The sequence below is a fragment of the Cupriavidus sp. IK-TO18 genome (assembly GCF_015549295.1).
In the GTDB taxonomy this organism is placed as follows: domain Bacteria; phylum Pseudomonadota; class Gammaproteobacteria; order Burkholderiales; family Burkholderiaceae; genus Cupriavidus; species Cupriavidus oxalaticus_A.
This window is the reverse complement of the sequence record NZ_JADGMP010000018.1, coordinates 159,206-182,301: the sequence shown is the minus strand read 5'-3', so window position 1 is coordinate 182,301 and position 23,096 is coordinate 159,206. Positions and strand designations below refer to the sequence as shown.

At 61.9% G+C, this 23,096-nt stretch carries 19 protein-coding genes and 2 pseudogenes; 17 read left to right on the top strand and 4 right to left on the bottom strand.

What is annotated here, in order from left to right; translation table 11 throughout:
• Positions 1–36 precede the first annotated feature (36 nt).
• The 3 genes and pseudogenes from IPF36_RS16235 to IPF36_RS16225 all read left to right on the top strand — a co-directional run.
• Positions 37–1,437, top strand: coding sequence for an aromatic acid/H+ symport family MFS transporter (locus IPF36_RS16235; protein ID WP_133092686.1), 1,401 nt, complete (start codon positions 37–39; stop codon positions 1,435–1,437).
• Between the two features lie 55 nt (positions 1,438–1,492).
• Positions 1,493–2,317 (top strand): 3-keto-5-aminohexanoate cleavage protein, encoded by an 825-nt coding sequence (locus tag IPF36_RS16230; protein WP_133092685.1) that lies wholly within the window; start codon positions 1,493–1,495, stop codon positions 2,315–2,317.
• Between the two features lie 310 nt (positions 2,318–2,627).
• Positions 2,628–2,951: pseudogene (locus IPF36_RS16225) on the top strand (transposase); the annotation flags it as partial.
• A gap of 146 nt (positions 2,952–3,097) precedes the next feature.
• On the opposite strand, the gene IPF36_RS16220 reads toward IPF36_RS16225, so the two are convergent.
• The 3 genes from IPF36_RS16220 to IPF36_RS16210 all read right to left on the bottom strand — a co-directional run bounded on the left by IPF36_RS16220 (position 3,098) and on the right by IPF36_RS16210 (position 5,476).
• Complete coding sequence (locus IPF36_RS16220) at positions 3,098–4,093, bottom strand: SDR family NAD(P)-dependent oxidoreductase (RefSeq protein WP_133092684.1); 996 nt, start codon at positions 4,091–4,093, stop codon at positions 3,098–3,100.
• 55 nt (positions 4,094–4,148) lie between these two features.
• Entirely contained in the window at positions 4,149–4,559 is a 411-nt protein-coding gene (locus tag IPF36_RS16215) for a limonene-1,2-epoxide hydrolase family protein (protein ID WP_133092683.1), read from the bottom strand.
• 209 nt (positions 4,560–4,768) lie between these two features.
• Positions 4,769–5,476, bottom strand: a complete 708-nt coding sequence (locus IPF36_RS16210; protein ID WP_133092682.1) for an alpha/beta fold hydrolase — start codon at positions 5,474–5,476, stop codon at positions 4,769–4,771.
• A gap of 180 nt (positions 5,477–5,656) precedes the next feature.
• Here IPF36_RS16210 and IPF36_RS16205 point away from each other — a divergent pair, with 180 nt between their 5' ends.
• Complete coding sequence (locus IPF36_RS16205; protein ID WP_133092681.1) at positions 5,657–6,433, top strand: IclR family transcriptional regulator; 777 nt, start codon at positions 5,657–5,659, stop codon at positions 6,431–6,433.
• Positions 6,434–6,468: 35 nt separating this feature from the next.
• Here IPF36_RS16205 and IPF36_RS16200 read toward each other — a convergent pair whose 3' ends face one another.
• Entirely contained in the window at positions 6,469–7,257 is a 789-nt protein-coding gene (locus tag IPF36_RS16200) for an IclR family transcriptional regulator (RefSeq protein ID WP_133092680.1), read from the bottom strand.
• Positions 7,258–7,378: 121 nt separating this feature from the next.
• Between IPF36_RS16200 and IPF36_RS16195 the strand changes: the two genes are divergently transcribed.
• From IPF36_RS16195 to IPF36_RS16135, 13 genes and pseudogenes are all read left to right on the top strand, one after another.
• Entirely contained in the window at positions 7,379–8,818 is a 1,440-nt protein-coding gene (locus IPF36_RS16195) for a carotenoid oxygenase family protein (RefSeq protein WP_133092679.1), read from the top strand.
• A 3-nt stretch (positions 8,819–8,821) separates the two neighbouring features.
• On the top strand, positions 8,822–10,570 hold the full coding sequence (locus IPF36_RS16190; protein WP_133092678.1) for a class I adenylate-forming enzyme family protein: 1,749 nt from the start codon (positions 8,822–8,824) through the stop codon (positions 10,568–10,570).
• 45 nt (positions 10,571–10,615) lie between these two features.
• Positions 10,616–12,091 (top strand): carotenoid oxygenase family protein, encoded by a 1,476-nt coding sequence (locus tag IPF36_RS16185; RefSeq protein ID WP_133092677.1) that lies wholly within the window; start codon positions 10,616–10,618, stop codon positions 12,089–12,091.
• 21 nt (positions 12,092–12,112) lie between these two features.
• Positions 12,113–13,354 (top strand): acetyl-CoA acetyltransferase, encoded by a 1,242-nt coding sequence (locus IPF36_RS16180; RefSeq protein ID WP_133092676.1) that lies wholly within the window; start codon positions 12,113–12,115, stop codon positions 13,352–13,354.
• Positions 13,351–14,154 carry an enoyl-CoA hydratase/isomerase family protein gene (locus IPF36_RS16175; RefSeq protein ID WP_195428771.1) on the top strand — a complete coding sequence of 268 codons (804 nt, stop codon included), beginning with the start codon at positions 13,351–13,353 and terminating at the stop codon, positions 14,152–14,154. The genes IPF36_RS16180 and IPF36_RS16175 overlap by 4 nt, the downstream gene beginning before the upstream one ends.
• A 56-nt stretch (positions 14,155–14,210) precedes the next feature.
• A complete protein-coding gene (locus IPF36_RS16170; RefSeq protein ID WP_195428769.1) occupies positions 14,211–15,014 on the top strand; it encodes an SDR family NAD(P)-dependent oxidoreductase in 804 nt (267 codons plus the stop codon).
• A 259-nt stretch (positions 15,015–15,273) separates the two neighbouring features.
• A complete protein-coding gene (locus tag IPF36_RS16165; RefSeq protein ID WP_133092674.1) occupies positions 15,274–16,254 on the top strand; it encodes a tripartite tricarboxylate transporter substrate binding protein in 981 nt (326 codons plus the stop codon).
• A 252-nt stretch (positions 16,255–16,506) separates the two neighbouring features.
• A complete protein-coding gene (locus IPF36_RS16160) occupies positions 16,507–17,346 on the top strand; it encodes a Bug family tripartite tricarboxylate transporter substrate binding protein (RefSeq protein WP_368671158.1) in 840 nt (279 codons plus the stop codon).
• 204 nt (positions 17,347–17,550) lie between these two features.
• A complete protein-coding gene (locus tag IPF36_RS16155; protein ID WP_133092672.1) occupies positions 17,551–18,624 on the top strand; it encodes a porin in 1,074 nt (357 codons plus the stop codon).
• A 163-nt stretch (positions 18,625–18,787) separates the two neighbouring features.
• Complete coding sequence (locus tag IPF36_RS16150; RefSeq protein WP_195428765.1) at positions 18,788–19,849, top strand: phosphotransferase family protein; 1,062 nt, start codon at positions 18,788–18,790, stop codon at positions 19,847–19,849.
• Positions 19,850–20,422: 573 nt separating this feature from the next.
• Positions 20,423–20,878, top strand: a complete 456-nt coding sequence (locus tag IPF36_RS16145) for a hypothetical protein (protein WP_195428762.1) — start codon at positions 20,423–20,425, stop codon at positions 20,876–20,878.
• Positions 20,879–21,082: 204 nt separating this feature from the next.
• Positions 21,083–22,029: pseudogene (locus IPF36_RS16140) on the top strand (integrase); the annotation flags it as partial.
• Between the two features lie 25 nt (positions 22,030–22,054).
• Positions 22,055–23,041 carry an ATP-binding protein gene (locus IPF36_RS16135; protein ID WP_195428761.1) on the top strand — a complete coding sequence of 329 codons (987 nt, stop codon included), beginning with the start codon at positions 22,055–22,057 and terminating at the stop codon, positions 23,039–23,041.
• Positions 23,042–23,096: the final 55 nt, after the last annotated feature.

The following is a 23,096-nucleotide window of genomic DNA, read 5'->3' as shown; positions in this document are numbered from 1 at the left end:
TCGCAACCATTCCAAAAACAATCGAGGAGACAAAGCATGCGTCAGATTGACGTTCACAAGCTCGCAGACGATGCGCGATTCAACAGATTCCACGCTGGCCTGTTGTTCTGGTGCGCGCTCATCATCATCTTTGACGGCTATGACCTTGCCGTCGTGGGCATTGCGCTCCCATCCATCATGAAAGACATGGGCGTCGATGCGACCAGCGCCGGCTTCATGATCAGTTCCGCGCTGTTCGGCATGATGTTCGGCGCAGTCATCATGGGTACTATTGCCGATCGCATTGGCCGGCCCAAAACCATTGCAGTCTGTATTGCGCTCTTCAGCATCTTTACTGCTGCGGCGGGAATGACACATGATCCGATCACGTTCAGCATGACACGGTTTCTTGCCGGATTGGGGATCGGCGGTGTGATGCCCAATGTCGTCGCACAGATGACAGAGTTCTCGCCGCGCAAGATTCGCGGAACCATGGTTACGCTGATGTTTAGCGGGTATTCCGTAGGCGGGATGCTCGCGGCAATCATGGGCAAATCACTGATCGAGACGTACGGTTGGCAATCGGTATTCCTGGCTGCGAGCGTTCCCGTACTTATCATCCCTGCGGTGTTGAAGCTGATGCCGGAGTCACTGCCCTTCCTGATCCAGCGTAATCGTCTGGACACGCTCAAAGCGGTCCTGGTCCAGATGGACCCCACCTACCGCGCCCAGATGACAGACCGGTTCGACTTGCCGCAGGCCGAGAAAGGGTCCAGCGCTCCCATCAGTATGCTCTTCCGTGATGGCCGGGGTTTCAGCACCACGATGCTATGGGTCGCTTTCTTCATGTGCTTGTTCATGGTCTATGCATTGAGTTCCTGGCTCGCGAAACTCATGGCTGGCGCCGGCTATAGCCTCGGCTCGGCACTGACTTTCGTCCTGGTGTTGAACTTTGGCGCGATGGCCGGCGCAATCGGAGGCGGTTGGCTCGCAGACAAGTTCAATATCAAATACGTGCTGGTCGGCATGTACGCACTTGCTGCCGTGTCTATCACGCTACTTGGCTACAAGATGTCGACCGAGGCCTTGTTCTTCGTGGTTGCGCTCGCCGGAGCGTCTACGATCGGCACGCAGATTGTGACGTACGCCTATGCAGGGCAGTACTACCCGGCTACCGTCCGGGGCACGGGCATTGGCTGGGCATCCGGTGTCGGCAGAAGCGGCGCGATCCTGGCGCCCATTGTCATCGGCGTGCTGGTAAGCATGTCCCTGCCACTCCAGCAGAACTTCGCTGCAATGGCAGTGCCTGCTGTCATCGCAGTGCTGGCTGTGCTGCTGATCGACCACAAGCGGTCGGCATCGGTGATCGACAGCAGGTCGAGCCAGGGCGCAGCGGATTCAGAACGGACGATCGTTCTGGACGGTGCCAAACCAGTGCAGAGGTCGCCCTCTCGCTGACCCTGGAGGCACCAGCAATACCGCGTCCGCACAACCCAACCTACTGAGATCAAGCATGACCAAGCCTTGCATTATTTCTGTTGCCATCACGGGATCACTGCCGCGCAAAAAAGACAATCCGGCTGTACCCATCACAGTCAGCGAGCAGGTGGAATCGACCCATGCGGCATTCGAAGCCGGCGCGACCCTAGTCCATCTTCACGTACGCAACGATGACGAAACTCCCACGTCAAATCCCGATCGTTTCGCCCTGGTGCTGGAAGGCATTCGCAAGCACGCGCCGGGCATGATCACCCAGGTGTCCACCGGCGGCCGCTCTGGGGCCGGCAATGAGAGAGGTGCCATGCTATCCCTGCGGCCGGACATGGCATCCTTGGCAACCGGCTCCGTCAACTTCCCGACCCGGGTCTATGACAATTCGCCCGACCTGGTCGACTGGCTCGCTGCCGAAATGAAAACCTACGGCATCAAGCCCGAAGTCGAGGCGTTTGACCTGTCGATGATCTTCCAGGCCGCAGCTATGCAGGCAGCCGGCGCGATCGTCGGTCCCCTGCATATCCAATTTGTCATGGGCATCAAGAACGCAATGCCGGTCGATCGCGAAGTGCTTGAATTCTACGTTCGTACCCTTAATCGCCTATCGCCCGATGCGACCTGGACCGGCGCGGGCATCGGGCGAAATCAACTGACGATGGCTCGCTGGTCTCTCGAACTAGGGGGGCACTGTCGCACCGGGCTCGAGGACAACGTGCGGATGGACAAGAATACGCTCGCCCCGTCCAACGCCGCGCTTGTGCGCCAGGTTGCCGAGCTTTGCGAGGAGTATGGTCGCCCCGTCGCGACCGCAGCCCAGGCTCGCGAAATCCTGAATTTGTGCTAAACGCATTCCCGCATCGCTGCGCATGATAGTCCAGAACCGAATCCTCACATTCGGACTACACGGAGAGCCCTCGCCTCGTCCGGCACGCAGCGCTATGTCCTCCGGATGAAGCCGGTCGGGCAGATCTAAGGCAATGCTGATAAAGTCCTCCAGTTCGTGAGAGTAAGCGTTATCTGAAGAATCACGAGCGCGAAGAGATGAACATGAAGCAGATGACGTTGGCGGCGGGTGCAGATCAAGGGGCAGGATTCGAGCAATACCGCAAGCCAACGCGACGCGAGGCTTTTCTGGCGACGATGGAGACGATCGGCAGGAGCAGCGAGTCTATGGCGATAGCGCCTACGCCAGTCAGCAGGCGCTGATCGCGTCCAAGGCGCCCCGCGCCAAGGACTTCACCAATCAGCGTACGCGCAAGAACGGGCAGATTGACGAAGTGCAACGTGGGAAGAACCGCAACAAATCGAAGATCCGTGCTCGGGTCGAGCATGTCTTTGCCGTAGTCAAACGCCTGTGGGGCTTCACCAAAGTACGCTGCCGTGGCTTGAAGAAGAATGCGGGCCGGACCTTCACGGCCCTGGCGCTGGCCAATCTGTACCTCAGCCGAGGGCATTTGATGGGAGCAGTCCGTCCGTAAAGGGCGAATGTGGGGCAAGTGCTCCGCCAACACGCCCCATTTGGGGATGCGGTAGGAAAATTCTCGTCATCAGAGCCGAGTTTTTCGCCCGCACACGTTCTTATCAGTCTGAACGCACCAACTCACGCGGCTTGTTCAGCATAGCCTTAGACTTCTACCGAATTCACTGACGCCAAGTTCACAGTTTCATAATCGCCGCGCGGAAGCACCAGCGATTCGAGTTTGGCCACCACATCGGACGGTGTCGCAGTGGACTTAGGTGTATGTGCGTAGATATGTGGGCGCCGCTCCTTGCGATCGAACCAGATCGCCTCGGGGCGTACCTGCTCCGGCCGGCGGTGGGCCAACCAGACGATGGTGTCGGCGCCCTTCTGATGGTCGCGCAGCACGGACTTGAGAATGGCGACGAAGCGCGGCATCGAGCGGTTGACGCTGGCGGTATTGACCCAACCGGGGTGCATCGCATAGAAGCACTTGCCGGTGTTGGCGAAGGCCGCACGCCAATGCGTCATGAGCATCATCTGCGCGCGCTTAGCAAGGCCGTAGGCGCGCACGCCGAGATAGCCGGGGCCGGTGATATTGAGATCGTCGACCACCATCGCGTGGTTGTACATGCCGCCCGACGCCACCTCGATCACGGTGGCATCGTCGCGCAGCATCTTGCGTCCCAGCAATTCGCGCAATAGCAGATAATGGCCGAGAACGTTTGTGGCAAACGAGGTCTCGAGCCCCTCTCGGGTGATGATCTGGTCCCGCTTCTGGATGCCCACATTGTTGACCGCCACATCGATGCGCACCCCGCGCTGCTCCAGGCGGTCAACCAGCGCCCAGACGTCAGCCTGCAGTGAGAAGTCCGCTGTCTCGATCTGTATCGCTTCCGGTCGCGTCACCGAGGCGGCGAACGCCTTCAGCTTGGCGGTGTCTCGCGCCACGCAGATGACGGTAGCGCCGGCCGCCACGGCTTGCCTGGCAGCGGAGGCGCCGATCCCTTCCGAGCCACCGGTGACCAGCCAGGTTTGCCCGCGAAAATCCGGGTTGATCCGGCGCCAGAACATGCGGCGCACGTGATAGCCGATCGCACTGTAGCTCGGTGTGAAGCGGCAATAGAACGCGATGATCTTTTTGAGTGGGGTCTTGGCCATGATACTGGAACGGATAGTTGAGCTGGAATGCGTTGTGCGGTGCCGCGGATCAGCCTTACGCGTGAGGATCGGCGCTCAGGCCGAGGGCCTTCAGCAGCGTCGGACGGTCGTAGTACTCCCGCCACAGCGAGATCAGCGCGCCCTCGAACTCGAGGATGCCGACCGTCGGAACCGAACGGCCAATGCCGTCAATGATGATCTCGTCGATCCGCTCCACGATGAGCGCCTCGTCGGCAGTACCCATGCGCTGGATATGCAGCTTGACATGCTTGTTAGGCTTGGCCGCTTTCTCGATGCGCTCTAAGAATGCTTGCCGCCCCACGCAAGGGTCCAGCATCACAGAGTGCAGCACGCCGTCCGGGGCGATCAGGCTGGCGCATTTTTGCCAATCCTTTGCTTCCCAGGCTTGTTTCATTTCCCTAAAGACATCTTTCTTCTGTTCGGCGGAAAGTGTGGATGCGACCATCTGGATTCCTCTTTTCGTTATCGGTTGAATTGCCGGCTGTCGTCCATGACTGGCCGCTGGTCCTGCGTGGTTCGCGCCCGCGAATTCTGCTGCTATCGAATGCTGCTAGCCCCGCGGGCGAGGGTCTTTACAGTTGAATTACAGTGCTTGCTGTGCTGTCTATCCAGATCAATCTGGAAAATATCTCGTATGTCGAGAAAACGGCGGCACTACGCGGCGCCTCGCACCCGCAGCAACTTCCGTAAAGCGCTGGCAACTGCTGAGGGTTGTTCGAGCGGCGCCATATGTCCCGCCTGCTCGATCCAGGTCAGGCTGGCGCCGGGTACCTGCGCGGCGATTTCCGCAGACAACGCCGGCGGTACAACGCGATCTTCGCGTCCGCAGATGGCGGCGACTGGCATCTGCGCCGCAAGCAACGCAGCACGCGTATCGTGCCGGGACGTGATGGCGCGGATCTGACGAGCGAAGACGTCGGGACCAAGCGTTTCGAACATCGTGCGCAGCACTTGGGCCGGGACGCTGTCCCGGCCCTGCGCGGGATGGAGATTAAGCGCCAGCAGTTTGTGTGTCAGCGCCGAGAAATCCGTCTCGACTGCGTCGAGCAGCGCCTTGCGGCCGGCCGTCTGTTCTGGACTCTCGGGCCGCATGGACGTACCGAGCAGCGCGAGGTGGGACACGCGCGATGGCGCCTGCGCCACGATTTCCTGCGCGACGTAGCCTCCCATCGAAAAGCCGGCCAGCGCGAAGCTCCCTTGCTGCTGCGCCAGCACGCTCCGCGCCATCTCAGCAATGCTGGTCTGCCAGCTCAGATCTGCAATGTGGACATCCGCCACGTCGGCGAGTTCGGCGGCGATAGGATCCCATACGCGGGCCGTGTTCATCATGCCCGGTAGCAGCCATAGTCTGATGCGTTCCAATGCAGTCTCCGTTGACTAAAGTCGGGGCGTCGCGCGTTGTTCCCTGCTTGCCATGACAGTACGTTCACCGAATTCCCATCATCGCGCGATTGCTCGTGTCAGCGGACCGGTGGCCCCCGTTTGTCGCGATTACAAGGGAAGGACTTTCGCCGTACAAGCGGAATTTGATATATTTGCTCAATGGATGAGAAAAATGTCGTTGCTACCCCGGTGTCCGGCACGCAAAGTGCAGCCAGAGCCTTGTCGCTGCTCCGGCATGTCGGCGCCAACCATGGCTCCGGCATTCGGCTGCGCGATCTGATCGAGGTGTCAGGACTTGATCGCTCGACCACGCATCGTCTGCTGATGTGTCTGATCGAAGAGGGCTTCGTCGAGCGCATCGGTACCACTAAGCTCTACCGGCTCGGAATCGAGGCTCTGCAATGGGGGTTCTCGTCCGCCGGGCTGTCCAGCGTAAGCGATCGTTTTCGCCCGTTGATGCAGCGGCTGGCCCGCCAGACCGGTGACACGGTATTCCTGCTCGTGCGCAGCGGTGATTTCGCCGTGTGCCTGTGCCGAGAGGAGGGCGACTATCCGGTCAAGGCCTTCATCGTGCAAGTCGGCATTCGGCGCCTGCTCGCCACCAGCGCAGTGGGTGTCTCCATCATGGCGATGCTGCCCGATGAAGAGATTGCGCAAATGCTGGCAAGAAATGGCAAGGAGTACAGCCGGCTCGGTATCAGCGCAACCCAGCTGCGCCAGCTAATCGCACGCGCACGAAAGCTCGGTTACTCGGAGTCGGCGGATCCACATGTCGAAATGAGCGGTGTAGGATGCGCGTTCGCGCTCACCCGCAACAGCTATGCAGGGATTAGTATCGCGGCGATCAACTCGAGGATGCCGGCGAAGCGTCGCGCGGAACTGGGCGAGTTGCTGGTGCAAGAAGTCGGCCCGTTTGGTTGGCGCGGAGAGGGATAATAGACACGGCAAGGCGCGGCTGGCCTCGCCTGGTCTCACATCAGCTGACGGGCCAAAGTTTGCAATTTCGGCCCGATCTCTTCCAGCAGCCAGGATCGGTTCAGTGGACGTCCCTGGAACGCGCAGTTAAGCGCGGCGGGCTCACCGCGATCAATCCGGCCGAGTGGCACGGCCACCGCCTGCACATCGGGGAAGATTTCGCCGACCGACACGCAAGCCCCCCAGCGCGAATACTCGGCCATGTTGCGGCGTAACTCCGCCTGGTGCCGCTGCCACTCCTCCGGCGCGCGGACCCGCAACTGGTTCATCAAGGCCTCGCGCTCCGATGGCGCGCATGACATCAGGTAAGCTCGCCCGATCGCGGTCCCGGCGAGGGACTGCCGCGTCCCCACATCCAGTGGATAAACCTTGTGGTGGTGCGAGCGTATTGCCTCGATATAGACGACGCTGAGGCGGTCCCGGATACCGATCGACACCGAGCCTCCCGTACTTTCGGCAAGTTCGAGCAGGTAGGGTCGTGCGCGCCGGCGAATCGTGAACAATTCCAGTAGCGGGTAGCTCAGCGCGAGCACCGCACTTCCGAGCCGGTATTTGCCGTGGGGCTCGTCCTGTGCCAGATAGCCCATCGCCACCAAGGTGTAGGTAAGTCGCGAAATGGTCGCCACCGGCAGCTCCAGCCGGCGCGAAAGTTCCTTGTTACCCAGTACCGGCTCCTCCGGCGTAAAGCAGCGCAACAGCGCGATCCCGCGCGCCAGCGTCGTGGCGAATTGGCGGTCCCCCTCGTATTCGAGCAGGTCGAGCGGTACGCGGCGCGGAATGGACATGATCAGGCCGATTATGACATATCGAAACAATCACCAGTATATCAAAAATGCTGGCCGTGTTCCCGAGGCAGCTCCCTAGACTGACGCCATCGATCTTCACCGCGCCACGGAGGCACTCAGTATGCAAGTCGACCGGCCCGTCCTCGACAATCGAGCCCTCAGCGGGAACAACGCGGGCATTCAACAAGAAGACTCCTTTGACGAGCTGGCCGTGATTGGCTGCGTGCCGGCGGATCTGAATGGGCTATATGTGCGCAACGGACCTAACAACTACTTCCCGCCTAACTGGCGCTACCACGCCTACGACGGCGACGGCATGCTGCATGCGGTGCGTTTCCGCAACGGCAAGGTGAGCTACCGCAACCGATGGATCACCACCAGCGCGCTGCAGGAAGAGAAGGCCGTTGGGCGCGCGCTGTGGAAGGGACTCAAGGAACCGCTGCGCGCGGACCGACCCAACGAGCCGCTCAAGAACACTTCCAACACCGATGTGAAGTACCACGCGGGCCGGCTGATTACCATGTGGTATCGCTCAGGTATGCCGTACGCGGTCGATCCTGACAGTCTGCAGACCATTGGTCCCGCCGATTTCGGCGGCGCCATTAGCCGGATCTCGGCACATTCCAAACCGGACGAGCACACCGGCGAGCTGCTGTTCTTCGACTATGGCTTGACCCGGCCGTATATGGAATACGGCGTGATCGGACCGGATCGCAAGCTCGTGCATCGCACCGAAATCCCGCTCGACGCGCCAAGTCTCCCGCACGACATGGCCATCACCGAGCACTACAGCATTCTGCACGACTTCCCGTTGCGGCCAGACGCCGATGCGCTGCGCGCGGGACGCTACAAGCTACGGTTCGATGCCAGCCAGCCGTCGCGCTTTGCAGTGATTCCGCGCCATGGCCACGCAGATGAGATTCGCTGGTTCAGCGCTAAGCCAACGTACATGCTGCACGTTGTCAATGCATGGGAAGAAGGCGACGAGATCGTCATGATCGGCACGCCGTACCGCATCCACGCAGGCCCCGACGGTCAGCCGGACGCGCGCAGGCTGGAGCGGACCATCCATTTGCGGCAGCGCGACTTCCTGCTCTACCAGTGGCGCTTCAATCTGAAGACAGGCGAGACGCACGAAGGCCCGATCGACGACGTGCTCAACACGGAATTCCCCGTCATCAACAGCATGTACCAGGGGCGCAGGAATCGCTGGTCTTACAACGTAGTGTTTCCGCATGGCGGCCACGAAGAGCCCCGCTTCCCGGGGCTGGTCAAGTATGACCTCGATACCGGCGGCTATGTCGCATACAGCGCCGGCCCGCGCCATTTCTACAACGAGCCCGGCTTCGCGCCGCGCGACAACAGCATGGCCGAAGACGATGGCTATTTGGTCTGCTTTGTCTGGAACCCCGTTGATGCCCGCTCGGAAATTCAGGTGTTTGATTGCAGGGGCGCGAACCTCGCCCAAGGACCGGTTGCGCGCGTGCTGTTGCCACGCCGTGTCCCCAACGGTTTTCACGCCACCTTTGTCAGTCAAGCGACGCTCAATCGTTGGAAGTAAATCATGATCTTGGTATCCAGGGACAAAATCGAAGACTATGTCGCGCGCGGATGGTGGGGCGAGCGGACGCTTGGCGCAATGTTTGTCGAGACCGCGGTGCGGCAGCCTACCGCCTTCGCAGTCGCCGATCCACCTAACCGGTCTGCGCTGTGGGGCAAGGCGGCGCAACAGTGGACTTGGGGTGAACTCCTCGAGCAAGTCGGCCGCTACACCGCTTGGCTGCACTGGCAAGGTTTGCGCAAGGACGACATCATTGTGCTGCAGCTCCCGAATTGCGTTGAGCTACACGCCCTATATCTTGCTTGTGCCATCTCCGGCGTCATCGTGTCGCCTGTGCCGATGCAGTACCGCGGGCATGAGCTGTCCCATGTGCTGAGCACCACCGGCGCCAGGTTCGCCATCACGACGCAGCGCGTCGGTTCCTTCCAAGCGGCCGAACAGTGGGCCGCCTACATGACGCAATGCGCCGCGCTGGAGCAAGTCTGGTGCTATCGGGACGGTTCGGACGACGCCTTGCCGCCCGCCATCGGCGACCTTGACGCCGCGCTAACGGCTACCACTGGGTGGAACGCGGCGGCGCTATGCGCGCACATGGAGGCGATTGGCCTGACGGCGCATGACGTCTTCACCATCTGCTGGACCTCCGGCACCGAAGCACGCTCCAAGGGGGTGCCGCGCAACCACAACGAGTGGTTGGTGGTCGGTCAATCGGTGGTGGAGGCCGGCCGCCTGCAGCCCGGCAACCAGCTGCTGATTCCTTTCCCCTTCGTCAACATGGCGGGAGTCTCGACCAGCCTCGTGGCGTGGCTGCTGATCGGCGGCGGCTTGCATCATCATCACCCGTTCGACATCGAGGTATTTCTCACGCAGTTGCGAACCAGCCTGATCGACTATACGGTGGCTGCCCCGGCCGTGCTGAGCCGCCTGCTCAAGGAGCCGGAACGTCTCAGCGGAGTCCACCTGCAGCGCCTGAAACGCATCGGTTCGGGCGGCGGCCCGCTGGCGGACTGGCTGGTGGCGCAGTTCGCGCAGCGCTTCAACGTCGAAATTGTCAATTACTTCGGCTCGAATGAAGGCGCGGCACTGTCGTCAACGCCGGAGGACATCCCCGACCGCAGCCAGCGCGCGCTGTACTTTCCGCGCATGGGGGTGCCCGGTTACACCTGGTCGCACTCCAATGCAAAGCGTATCCGCACCCGTCTCGTCGATCCCGATACCGGCGCGGAGATCGATGAGCCGGGCCACGTCGGCGAACTCCGCTTCCAGGGACCGGCGATCTTCAGCGGCTATTTCAACGCCCCGGAGCTGTCGGCGTGCGCCTTCGACGAGCAAGGCTACTACCGCACCGGAGACCTGTTCGAAATCGCTGGAGATCGTCATCAGTTCTATCGCTTTGCAGGGCGCCACAAGGACATCGTGATCCGCGGTGGCATGAATATTTCGTCGGAGGAAGTCGAGAGCCTGCTGCTCGGCCACCCCGATGTCAGGGAGGTGGCGGTAATCGGCAGCCCCGATCCGACACTGGGCGAACGGGTCTGCGCGGTAGTGGTGCCGCTACCGGGCGCCACCGTCACGTTGCCTGCGCTGGTGGCGCATTTGCGCGCGGAAGGTGTCGCAGCCTTCAAGCTGCCGGAGCAACTGCTGATCACGGCCGAGCTCCCACGCAACCCGGTCGGCAAGGTACTCAAGCGGGAGTTGCGCCAGTTGCTGGCGAGCGTAAGTCAGAACACGAGTGCGGCGGTGCAGATGTAGCGCTAATTCGCCCGCATCGATCAAATTTCATACAGCGAGTCAACCATGCATGTCGAAGTCGTCGGAGAAATCCACCCTACGCTAGCGCTCGAAGGGCATCCCTACACGTCCGGGCCGTTCACCCCTAACTATCGCGAAGTCAATGCCGTTGACCTGGAGGTCGAAGGGACGATCCCGGCACGCCTCAATGGCGTCTATCTGCGCAACACGCAGAACCCGGTGCACCAGCCGCTCGGCAAGTTCCATCCTTTTGATGGTGACGCGATGTTGCACTTGATGAGCTTTCAAAACGGTCGCTGCGAATACCGCAACCGCTTCATCCGCACCAGGGCGTTCCAGCAGGAGCAACAAGCCGGGCGGGCTCTGTATGCCGGCCTGATCGACAAGCCGAGCTTGTCGGAGCTGCCGGGCTGGGGCGCGCGCGGCGGGCTGCGCGACAGCGCCGCTACCGACGTCATCGTCCATGCCGGCAAAGCGCTCGCGATGTTCTATCAATGCGGCGAACCGTACCGGTTGGATGCACGTACCCTGGAATTGGAGGGGGTCGATGCCTGGGGCGCCGAAGTGTTGCGGGACTGTGGCCTCTCCGCCCATGCCAAAGTCGATCCGCGCACCGGCGATCTGCTCTTTTTCAATTACAGCAAGGACGCCCCGTATATGCATTACGGCGAGGTCGACCGGCAAAACCGGCTGGTGCACTACGTGCCGGTGCCGCTGCCGGGCCCACGGCTTCCGCACGACATGGCGTTCACTGAACATTTCGCCATTCTGAACGACTTTCCGCTGCATTGGGACGAAAATCTGCTGCCGCAAGGCAAGCACAAGCTCAGCTACTACCCCGACAAGCCGTCGCGCTTTGCCATCGTGCCGCGCCGCTGGGCCGCCTCGGCGCAGATCCGCTGGTTCGAGGCGAGCCCGACCTACGTGCTGCATTGGCTCAATGCCTGGGAAGACGGTGACGAGGTGGTGCTGCACGGCTATCACCAGAAGACGCCCATGCCGAAGGCCGGCTACGACAACACCGGCAACACCATGGGGCCGGACCGGTACGGCCCTACGCTGTACGAATGGCGCTTCAACCTGCGCACCGGCGCTACGCGCGAACGCCGCCTGGACGAGCGCTATCTCGAGTTCGGCATGGTCAACATGGAGTACTGGGGCAAGCCGTATCGCTACTCGTACAACATGCTTGCGCACCCCGGAGCATTCCTGTTCGACGGCATCCTGCGCTATGACCACATCACCGGCGAGTCGCAACAGTATCTGTTCGGCGAAGGCCGCTTCGGCAGCGAATCGCCGATGGCGCCGTGCCACGACGCGCAGGGTGAGGACGATGGCTATGTGGTCAGTTTCGTCACCGACATGAACACCGAGCGTTCCGAATGCCTGGTGCTGGACGCCCGCGATCTCGCCGCAGGGCCGGTCGCGCGCATTTTCCTTCCCCATCGCATCAGCAGCGGCACGCATGCGTGCTGGGCCGACGCGAGGGACATCCAGTCCGATTGGGCTGGCTTGCTGTGAACCCCCAACCGAGCCATTGACATGAGCCAATCCGCATACATCCTCGGCGGCTACCAGACCGACTTCGCCAGGGTCTGGTCCCGCCATGGACAGGACATCTCCGACATCATCCGCGACACCACGCTCGGTACCCTCGACGCCTGCGCGCTCGATGCAGCGCAGATCGAGAGCATCCACGTCGGCAACGCGTTCGGTGAACTGCAGCGCCAGCAGGCGCATCTCGGCGCGATGGTGGCGCAAGTGGTGCCGGAACTGTGGGGCGTACCGGCCATGCGCCATGAGGGCGCCTGCGCGTCGTCATCGCTGGCCGTACTGACGGCGATGGCGGAGCTCGAAGCCGGGCGCTATGATTGCGTGCTGGTGGTGGGCGCCGAGGAGTTTAAAAACATCTCGGGCCACGAGGCCTCAAAAAATCAGAATTCCGCCGCGTGGCAAGGCCGCGAAGAGATCGAATGCACCTTCATGTGGCCTGCGGCATTTGGGCGCATCGCGCAGGAGTATGAGCGCCGCTTCGGACTGGACCGCAAATACCTGAATCGCATTGCCGAGATTAACTACGGTAATGCTCGCCGCAATCCATTGGCGCAGACCCGCAACTGGCAGTTCAGCGCCGACAGTTTCACCGACAACGACGAAGCCAACCCGCTGATCGAGCCGGGCACGCGCCGCCAGGACTGCGGCCAGGTGACCGACGGCGGCTGCGGCATTGTACTGGCCTCGCCGCGCTTCGCGCAGGAGTATGCGCGGCGGCGCGGCACATCGGTCGACCAACTGCCGCGTATCGCAGGGTGGGGACACCGCACCGCCGGCCTGCGCTTGCAGGACAAGTTGGAGCGCAGCCGTGACCAGGCTTATGTATTCCCGCACCTGCGCCACGCCATCGAGGATGCCTGGCGACGAGCCGATGTGACGGGTATTGAAGCGATCGACGGGGTCGAGACCCATGACTGCTTCACCACCACCGAGTACGTGGCGCTGGACCACCTCGGCCTGACGCCGCCGGGGCAGAGCTGGCAAGCCGTGGAAGACGGTAGCATCGAACCGGGCGGACGGTGCCCCGTCAATATGAGCGGCGGTTTGATTGGGTGTGGGCACCCGGTGGGCGCCACAGGCGCGCGCATGTTGCTGGATGCCGCGCGCCAGGTGACCGGCACGGCAGGGGAGGCGCAAATCGAGGGCGCAAAACGGCTCCAGACGCTGAATATCGGTGGGTCGTGCGCCACTGTGGCCAGCTTTGTGGTGGAGCGGGACGGGGAAGCATGATGCCGCTCACTGAGATCGGTGCCGATACGGAGGCCACCATGCCGGTGCTGGCATGGCGGGATGGGAGCCTTGCGCATATCCGCTTCAACCGGCCGGTGGCGCGCAACGCCGTCGACCTTGCGCTGGCGCGGGCCTTCCGCCTCGCCTGCGAAGACCTCGCGGCCGCCACCGATGTGCGCGCACTGATCCTGAGCGGCGAAGGGCGTGCCTTCCTGTCCGGCGGCGATCTGCAGGCGATGACCTCGGCGCATGGCAGCCCGGCCGAGATTGTCGACGAAATGCACGGCGCGCTTGCCGTGATGGAGCGTCTCGAATTCCCGAAGGTAGCCGCCGTACACGGCGCGGTGGCGGGCGGTGCCATCGGCGTGATGCTGGCCGCGGACCTGATCGTCGCCGCGGCGGATACGCGCTTCAATGTCGCCGCCGCGCTGGTCGGCGCGAGCCCCGAGTGCGGCACGACCTGGCGCCTGCCGCGCGCCGTGGGGCTGCGTCGTGCCCTGGAGTTTGCGCTGTTGTGCGAGCCGCTGTCCGCGGCAGACGCACGCGCTGCCGGCCTGATCAACCGCGTGGTGGCACCGGCGGAGCTGATGGCTGAGGCCGAGGGGATCGCGCGTCGCTTGGCAGCCGGTCCGCCGCTGGCGCTGGCGCTGACCCGGCGCTTGCTGCTCGATGCCGGCCAGCGCGATCTGGCGGCCCAGCTGCGCGCCGAGGTCGAGAGCTTCGCGCTATGTGCCGCGAGCGCGGACTTCGCCGAAGGCGTGACGGCGATGCTGCAGAAGAGGCAGGCTAACTTTGGCTGACATCAATCGGATCGAGCGGACTGCTGTTCCGCTCGGTAAAAGAGTCGGGCGACAACATGAACAGTGAATTGCAGGACACACACAGCGCTGCAGCCGTCGCGCCATCGCAGCGCTTCCGGCTGGATGGGCGCGTGGTGCTGGTCACGGGCGCATCGAGCGGACTCGGCAAGCACTTTGCATCGGTGCTGGCGGAGGCCGGCGCGCGTGTCGCGCTCGCCGCGCGTCGCGTGGACAAGCTGCAACCGATCGTCGAAGCGATTTCCCAGGCGGGCGGAACGGCGTGCGCATTGGCGCTCGATGTGACTGACGCGAAAAGCATCCAGGCCTGCTTCGACGCGATACCGTGGGGACCTCCGCAGGTGGTCATCAACAATGCTGGGGTCGCGCTGACCAAGCCGGCGCTGGAGCACACCGAGGCGGATTTCGATGCGGTGGTCGACACCAACTTGAAAGGGTGCTGGCTGATCGCCTGCGAAGCAGGGCGGCGCATGATAAATGCCGGCGGCGGCAGCATTGTAAATGTCGCCTCGATTCTTGGCGCCAGGGTGACCGCGGGCGTTGCACCGTACGCCATCTCGAAGGCGGGCGTGATCCAGGCGACCAGGGCACTGGCGCTGGAACTGGCGCGGCACCGGATCCGGGTCAATGCGCTTCTGCCCGGCTACGTGATGACCGAGATGAATGAGGGTTTCCTGCGCAGCGAGGCCGGCGAAAAACTGCGCCTGCGCATTCCCGGCCGGCGTTTTTGCCAGCTGACCGATCTGGACGGGCCACTTCTGCTGCTGGCATCGGATGCTGGCGCGGCAATGACCGGGACGACGCTGGCAGTGGATGTCGGCCATCTGGTGAGTCCGTTATGAATGCCGATCAGTTGGTCCCGTGCGGCCGCCACGATTTTAACGCGCGAGCAGAGCAAGGTGGCGCGGAATGCCCTTGAGGTCCGCTGCCCTCCACGCCGACGAGGAAAATCCCACGATGTGAGCTGTTCTTTCGAAGCTATTTTCCACCGCCTGCGTTGTGCGCTCTAATTCTGCCATGAAGGAAGGCTGGCACTGCGGGCCCCACCATTCCAGACCATAAGAAAGGCGGCCATGACAGCCGTCTACAGGAGACAAGAGCATGTCCACGAAAACCCGCCGATCGTTTCTCGCGTTCGCTGCCCAGGCCGCGTGCCTCGCTTCGCTGGGCAACCCTGTGTGGGCTCAGTCAAAGCCGGTGGCGCGGATCGTCGTCCCGTTCGCGCCCGGCGGCGGCGGCGACGTGCTGGGCCGCCTGCTGGCGGAGAAGCTTTCCGTCGAGCTGGGGCAGACCGTCATCGTCGAGAACCGGCCGGGAGGCAGCGCCACGATTGCCACCGACGTGGTGGCCAAGTCGGCGCCGGATGGCAATACGATCCTGCTGACGGTGCCGCTGTTGGTGCAGACGCCATCGCTGTTCAAGAAGCTGCCATATGACCCGATCGCAGACTTGACGCCGGTCATTGACGTGGTCACCTCGCCGCTATGGGTGGCGGTCAGTACCTCGCGGACCTCAGCGCGCACCGTCAAGGAGTTCGTGGCGGAGGTCAAGGCGCATCCGGGCAAGCATAGCTTCGCCTCGCTCGGCAACGGCTCCTCCGCACATGTGCTCGGCTCGCAGTTCAACGCGGTGGCCGGGCTGGACATGATCCACGTGCCCTACAAAGGCTCTGCCCCGGCGAGCGTGGCGCTGGTCGCGGGCGAGGTGTCGCTCACGATTCTGGATATCGTCACGCTGAAGCCGCAACTGGCATCGGGCAAGATCCGCCTTCTGGCGGTCACTGGCGGCAAGCGGTCGCCATTGACGCCCGAGGTGCCGACGCTGGCTGAGCAAGGCTATCCGGGCTTCGATCTGCCGACGTGGGCCGGGCTGTTCGTCCCCAGCAAGACCTCGCCAGAGATCGTCAGCAAGCTGCACGCGGCGACCGTGAAGGTTCTCCATCAGCCTGATGTCGTATCACGCCTGGGCAGCCTTGGCTACATGCCCGGCGGGCAGTCCCAGGAATCGTTCGCCAGGGGAGTCGGCGCCGAAAAAGTGCGTTGGGCCGAGCTGATTGGGAAGGCCGGGATTCAACCGGACTGATCTGCCGCTGCCGGTCCCGGTGGGGCCGTTCAGTCGTAAAAATGCCGTGACATTTGCCACTGCGCGTACGCGCAGAGCCCCCTTTTTTTCTTCCGAATTTGTCGAGGTGATCCAATGACGTGGATTTCATTCCCCCGCCGGCGTGCCCTGATGGCGATGCTGGTTCTGCTGTGCGGACCGGTTGCGGCCCAATCGTACCCCGACAAGCCAGTGCGGGTCGTAGTGCCGTTCCCCGCCGGTGGCGGTACCGATGTGGTCGCGCGCATCGCCGGTTCGGCGCTGCAGGTCAATATGAAGCAGGCCATTGTGGTCGACAACCGGCCCGGCGCAAGCGGCGTGATCGGCAGCGACTATGTCGCCAAGGCCCAGCCTGACGGCTATACGTTACTGTTCACGATTCCGATCCTGCTGCAGACTGCCAGCGCGATGCCGAAGATCCCGTATGACCCGCTGCGCGATTTCGTTCCCGTGACCACCCTGGTTAGCGCGCCGCTGTGGCTGGCAGTCAGCACCAGCCGCGTAAAGGCCACCGATTTCACAGCATTCACCAGCGAGGCGAAAGCCACCACCAAAAAGTGGGAATACTCGTCGTTCGGCAACGCCTCGTCGTCGCACTTGTACGGCCACGCATTGAACCAGGCGCTAAGTGCGGGCATGCTCCACGTCCCCTACAAAGGCGGCAGTGCCGCGGTGCAAGCGCTGGCGAACGGGGAGGTCGCCGCGATGTGGACCGATTACCCGTCTGTGCGCCCCTATGTCGCATCCGGGAAGGTGCGCATCATCGCCTCCTCTGGCGCCAAGCGAAGCCGCCTGACGCCCGATGTCCCCACGCTGTCGGAACTTGGCTTGCCGGGTTTCGAAGCGCTCGGCTGGGGCGCCTTCTTCGCCCCCGCGGGAACGCCCCCGGAGGTGGTCAAGCGCTTGCAGACCGAGATTTCGGCGGTGACGCGCAATCCGGACGTCGTCAGGAAATTTGCCGACCTGGGCTACGAGCCCGGGGGAAAGCCGCAGCCGGAATTCGCCGCCGATGTCCGCGCCGATCAGGCACGCTGGTCCGCCTTGATCAAGGCGGCCGACATTCGGCTGGACTGAGCCTTCGAAAAGGGCGGCCCATTATTTGCCTCGGTATGGGCCCGGGCTAACACTGCGTAAGGAGGGGCGGCGCGTTATCTCATAGTTCTGAATTGAATCATCAGAAATGTTCTTCTGATGAGCAGGCAGGCAGGAAGAATAAATTGCCGCTGGGAAATGGGGAATTCCCGCAGGGTGTGCATCACATCGATAAGGAGGAGTGTTTTGAACAAGATTGGACGGGTTCGGTTTCTGGCATCGGTTATGGCGATGGGTGCAACGGGTATGTCGGCGCAGGTCGTCTTCGCGCAATCCAGTGTTACGATTTACGGCGTGGCCGATACCTATCTGGAGTACAGCAGCAACAATCGTTCTGCAATTGCGGGAGATAACAGCGCCAAGTCGGCGGTCAAGCTCACCTCTGCCGGCTTGTCCGGCCCGCGTTGGGGCTTGCGCGGCGTGGAAGATCTGGGTGGCGGCATGAAGGCCCTGTTCGTGCTGGAGAGCGGCTTCAATATCGACACCGGTACGATGGCCGACACCTCGCGCTTGTTTAACCGGCAATCCTTTGTCGGCATGGAATCGCCCTATGGACGGTTAACGTTTGGCAGGCAATACACGACGTTTTTTGACATCCTGGCCAACTTTACGCCGCTCTACTACTCGGGCACCTACGAACCGTTCTCGGTGCTGCTCGGGCCCTTGCGCGTCGATAACGCGGTCAAGTACCGCATCGCCCTCGGCGCGCTGACGGCGCAGGCTCACTACGCGTTCGGCGAACAGCCTGGCTCGATTCAGGCCAGCGCATCCTGGGGCGGCGGCGTCAGCTATGGGTCGGGGCCGTTTGCGGTCTCGGTGATCTATGACCAGGGCAATGGCCCCGACACCGCCGCCGGCATCGCCAAGTCGCGCAAGGCAGCAGTGGCCGGCACCTACACGCAGGGACCGATCCGGCTCACGGCCGGCTACCGCTGGGGCAAGGACGTCGCCGCAAATGGTGCTACCTCGTCGCGCGACAATATGTATTGGGCCGGCATCGGCTATCAGATCGCCACGCCATTTGGGCTGACGCTCGCATACTACTACGACGACATCAAGTCGAAGGCAGGCGTCGCCAACCCGGCCAATCCGCAACAGTACGTGTTGCAGGGAATCTACTCGTTATCCAAGCGCACCGACGTCTATGGCGTGGCCGCCTACGCAAAAAACTCTGCGCTCAACTTCGCTTCGCTGCAGACGCTCGCACCGGGGAAAACCAACCAAACCGGGGTTGCGCTGGGGATTCGGCACAAGTTCTGAGATAAGGGCGCTGGTCTCGGCACGCAAGATGTTTAGACCCTGAGTAGAGGCATATGGTCGGGAGTGGCCGTATGCCTTCGAATCTATGACGGGTCGATCGCTGTTAACAAACGGACGCTAGCGAAGATGATGAAGCGTAACGCTTTCGACGCCGAGGACAAACATGACCAACAGGCATGATTTCGCCGGCACGGTGCCGGTGCGCGAGCAGCATCAGTTCGACCAGACGGCCCTGGAGCGCTGGATGGAACAGAATGTGGCGGGCTATGCGGGGCTGCTCACGATCGACCAGTTCAAGGGTGGGCAGTCTAACCCCACATACCGCCTGACCACGCCTGGCCGCAGCTATGTGCTGCGGCGCAAACCGCGCGGCCCCTTGCTGAAGGGCGCCCATGCGGTGGAGCGCGAAGCGCGCGTGATGGCGGCGCTCGGCCAAGCGGATTTTCCGGTGCCGTATATTCACGGGCTTTGCACCGACGAGTCGGTAGTTGGCAGCTGGTTCTTCGTCATGGATATGATCGAAGGACGGATCTTCTGGGATGCCAGCTTTTCCGATGTGTCACGGCATGACCGGGCGGCGTACATGGACGCGATGAACGCGACGCTGGCCCGGTTGCATACAATAGATCCCGCTTCGATCGGTCTAAGCGATTACGGCAAGCCTGGCGGTTACGTGGCTCGCCAGGTGGCGCGCTGGTCGGCCCAGTACCTGAGCGACGAAGTGGCCGGTCGGCATCCCGCGATGGATCTGCTCACCAACTGGTTGCCTCGGCATCTGCCAGCCGCCGATGAGGTTGCCATTGGCCATGGCGACTTCCGGGCCGACAACGTGATTTTTCATCCCACCGAGCCCCGGGTGCTGGCGGTGCTGGACTGGGAACTGTCGACCCTCGGTGATCCACTTGCCGACTTTGCCTACCATGTAATGATGTTCCGCATGCCGCCTGATATCCTGGGTGGCATCTCGGGGCTGGATTTGGCAGGCTTGGAATTGCCGGACGAGGCTGCGTATGTCGACGCCTATTGCAGGCGTACAGGCCGCGATGGTATCCCGAACCTCGATTTCTACATCGCCTTCAACATGTTCCGCTTCGCCGCGATCCTGCATGGTATCAAGGGCAGAGTTGCGCGCGGCACGGCGTCCAATGCCGACGCGCATGCCATGGGCGAACGCTTTGCGCGTGTGGCCGAACTGGCTTGGGCGCAGGCGCAGCGGGTGGGTTGAGGGCTGGACCGGGATTTCGCGTTAGCTCTTTGGCGGCGCCATTTAGTCCAAAGCTAAATCGGCGGCTCATGTTGTACCGAAAGCAGGCGTTCCACCTATGGATCACGATTGAGTCAGATCCGAAAGTTCGCGAGTTTTGCGAGCGTCCTGGCTACATTCAGTTCCGAGGTAAGCGTAGCCTCGCCGACTTCCTGGTGACATACCCTGATCGGCAAGAACTCGTTATCCTCCCCGATCCGATAGTTGGAGGCGATGCGAAGCCACTCGCGAATCTTGATGCCGGCGACAGAAACGTCCGGTTGGTCCACGCCGCGGAGCTGGCGGCCTCGCGTACCTGGGTAGACAACTGGCAGCGCATGTTGCCGTGTATCGTTGCCACACGCGTAGAACGGAGCAAGTCTGTCACTCCGGAATCCGGCTGGAACCCGCGTCGAATATAGAAACCCGGCCGGTGAATTGACACTATTGCTTGCACTCCTCGCGAAGCAAAATCCTCAATTCGCATTAGTCCCGATTAATTTCGTCAATTGGCGTCCTAGACTTCGAAGCCCCCGCTCGTAAGGCATTGATCTCATGGAAGATTCTCTGCGTATAGCGGAGCCGGTTGCGCTCGTCCGCCCGCGCGGTGCGCACCGCTTCGAAGTCTTCAGTCCAAAGCTGAAGCGGCGGCTGACTTTCCACCGACGCTGTGCGTTCGATCAATGGGTCTTGATCGAATCCGATCCGGCAATCAGCCACTTTTGCGAGCGCCCCGGGTTCATTCAGTTTCGAGAGAGGCGGCACTTAGCAGACTTCCTGGTCTCGTACTCCGATCGTCAAGAGTTGATCCTCCTGCCGGATCCAGTGATCGATGAAGAAGCGAAGGAGGGCCTCGAGTTGAACGCTGATGCGGTCAATGTCCGGTTGGTCGACGCGGCCGAACACGCCGCACGGGCGGCTGGCGCCACTCACCTGAAAGGGCTTCCACACATGAAGTCGTCCATTGGTATGCACCTGTTTGAGCAACACGCGGCGCTGCTTTATTTTTAGGAGCAGCCATCCTGCCAGCGCCGGATAGCTTTCTCGTCGGTTCGCAGTTCCTCAGCATGCACGCGACCGGTATGCAGCAGATTGAAGATGGCGGCGCCCACAAGCACTGGGTCGCCTTTCGAGAACTCTCGCTCGATGACTGAAAGCGGCTTTGGACTGGCGACAAAGCGCTCTTACGATAAGGCGGAAAGTCGGCCGGCCATGCGCCCCTACCAGGTCGTGGAGTTCGACGGCCACCGACTCGATATCCGGCTGAAGGTGGTCGTACGCGATGCATTGGGCTTTGAACATGAATTCGAGATCGAACGCGTTTGGCTGCCTGCAATCATCGACGTCTGCACGCGTGCGGTGCTAGGCTTTCATCTTGCGATTTGCCGCGAGTATAGTCGCTACGACGTCATCAAGACCATCGAGTCGGCCCTGGAGCCGCATCGACTGCGCGACTTCACGATTCCTGGTTTGGCCTACGGTCCGCACGACGGCTTTCCCTCACAGCGCCTCCCAGAGCTGGCGTATACAACCTGGGAATGGATGAAGCTGGACAATGCGAAGGCGAATCTCGCCAAGGAGACGCTCGACGCGTTGTGCGAGTTCGTTGGCTGTTGCGCAGACGCAGGGCCAAAGTACAGTCCCGATTCGACCGCACATCAACTTGTATGGTGCGCAACACAAGCAGCGTCCTTGCGTGCAGCACGGATTTGATCGGCAAGAGCTTGCTTATCTACCTGAATGCCGATGATCTTCGCTGTGCCCGCGCGTTCCAACCAGACGGCGCGGAGTTTGGGGTCTTGGAGGCGCAGGGGGCTTGGGGCGTGATACGGCATAACCTGAAACTACGCCAGCAAATCAATCAGGAGAAGAAAGACAAGAAGCGGTCGCGTGGGCCAGTGGATGCGGATCCCATCGGAGACTACGTCGACGGAAAGATGGCGCAGGCAAAGAAGTCACGGAAGGCGGCATCCGAACTGGCGGAAGCAAAGCGGATTCTGTCATCCGCGCCGACGGCGCGAACTGCGATGGGGCGGGGAGCATCCGCCGCCCAGACCGCAACGAACGCCGAGTCAGAACAGAAAGCAGACAAGGCTTCCGAGCAGAAAAAAACACCGACGCGACCCAAGAAGCTGTCTATCGGTACCGGCCAAGTCCATTAACCCTGTCATCCGCGAGAGAGTCATCATGTCGCTTCAGATACCGCGTCCGATCGATCCATCGCTGCACCCCTTGGTCACCGGCAACTATCGTATCGCCACGCCGGCCATCGAAGAACTCTACGAACTGGTCACTCGATGTCTGCGCTACAGAATTATGGGCGCCCTGATCTACGGCCCGTCGCGCATCGGTAAGACGCGGGCAATCGAGTACGTGCGATTGCTGTTGGCACGCGAACACCCACGGATGACCAGCTACCACGCACGATGCGAACACAAGCCGAGGCATGCGGAGGGACCGTTCTTCGCCAACCTGCTTGAAGCGGTTGGCGACCCGGATCCTAACGCTGTCGCCAACCCGGCCAAACGTATGCGCCTCGCACTGAGGATTCGTGAGGCCGCCGCTCGGGCAGGCAGTGGGACGGTTCTGCTTTTCTGTGATGAGGCGCAGCGCTACAACGACAATGAATACGAATGGCTGCGTGACGTTCACGATGCGCTGGATCGACAGCAGATCAAGTTGTTCACCTTCCTCGTCGGGCAACAGGAATTGCTCGCTCAGAAAACGGCCATGCAGTTGGCCGGGGAAACTCAGATTGTCGCGCGGCTGATGGTCGAGGAATTGGCCTTCTACGGCATTCGAAATGCGAAGGACGTGGTGGCGACGTGTCTGAGCGGCTATGACGAGACGGCTTATCCTGAGCGTAGCGAATGGAGCTTTACCCGATTTTACGTTCCGCAAGCCTTTGACGCTGGCTATCGACTGGTCAACGATGCCGACGCGCTGTGGGACGCGTTCGAGACGGCGCACCACAAGGCCAGCTTGCCTGGGGCTCTCGAGATTCCAATGGAGTCGTTTGTCCGTGCCGTAGAGATCCTGCTAAAGGATAGCGAGCTCAGGGATTGCCCGGGCTACTGTCCCGAGCCAGCGCTATGGGCGCACGCGGTACGGCATTCCGGTTATGTCCAGTCACGCCATGCAATCGGTCGTGTGCTCGTCTCCGCTGCCTTGTGAGGGCCTAGGCGAAGCTCACTCCGGCGCTGGGCTACGTGTTCGACAAGAAGTGGAT

Coding starts and splice junctions, on each gene's coding strand:
- IPF36_RS16235 (WP_133092686.1), top strand. CDS start 37: ATGCGTCAGATTGACGTTCACAAGCTCGCAGACGATGCGCGATTCAAC.
- IPF36_RS16230 (WP_133092685.1), top strand. CDS start 1,493: ATGACCAAGCCTTGCATTATTTCTGTTGCCATCACGGGATCACTGCCG.
- IPF36_RS16220 (WP_133092684.1), bottom strand. CDS start 4,093: ATGGCCAAGACCCCACTCAAAAAGATCATCGCGTTCTATTGCCGCTTC.
- IPF36_RS16215 (WP_133092683.1), bottom strand. CDS start 4,559: ATGGTCGCATCCACACTTTCCGCCGAACAGAAGAAAGATGTCTTTAGG.
- IPF36_RS16205 (WP_133092681.1), top strand. CDS start 5,657: ATGGATGAGAAAAATGTCGTTGCTACCCCGGTGTCCGGCACGCAAAGT.
- IPF36_RS16200 (WP_133092680.1), bottom strand. CDS start 7,257: ATGTCCATTCCGCGCCGCGTACCGCTCGACCTGCTCGAATACGAGGGG.
- IPF36_RS16195 (WP_133092679.1), top strand. CDS start 7,379: ATGCAAGTCGACCGGCCCGTCCTCGACAATCGAGCCCTCAGCGGGAAC.
- IPF36_RS16190 (WP_133092678.1), top strand. CDS start 8,822: ATGATCTTGGTATCCAGGGACAAAATCGAAGACTATGTCGCGCGCGGA.
- IPF36_RS16185 (WP_133092677.1), top strand. CDS start 10,616: ATGCATGTCGAAGTCGTCGGAGAAATCCACCCTACGCTAGCGCTCGAA.
- IPF36_RS16180 (WP_133092676.1), top strand. CDS start 12,113: ATGAGCCAATCCGCATACATCCTCGGCGGCTACCAGACCGACTTCGCC.
- IPF36_RS16175 (WP_195428771.1), top strand. CDS start 13,351: ATGATGCCGCTCACTGAGATCGGTGCCGATACGGAGGCCACCATGCCG.
- IPF36_RS16170 (WP_195428769.1), top strand. CDS start 14,211: ATGAACAGTGAATTGCAGGACACACACAGCGCTGCAGCCGTCGCGCCA.
- IPF36_RS16165 (WP_133092674.1), top strand. CDS start 15,274: ATGTCCACGAAAACCCGCCGATCGTTTCTCGCGTTCGCTGCCCAGGCC.
- IPF36_RS16150 (WP_195428765.1), top strand. CDS start 18,788: ATGACCAACAGGCATGATTTCGCCGGCACGGTGCCGGTGCGCGAGCAG.
- IPF36_RS16145 (WP_195428762.1), top strand. CDS start 20,423: ATGGAAGATTCTCTGCGTATAGCGGAGCCGGTTGCGCTCGTCCGCCCG.
- IPF36_RS16135 (WP_195428761.1), top strand. CDS start 22,055: ATGTCGCTTCAGATACCGCGTCCGATCGATCCATCGCTGCACCCCTTG.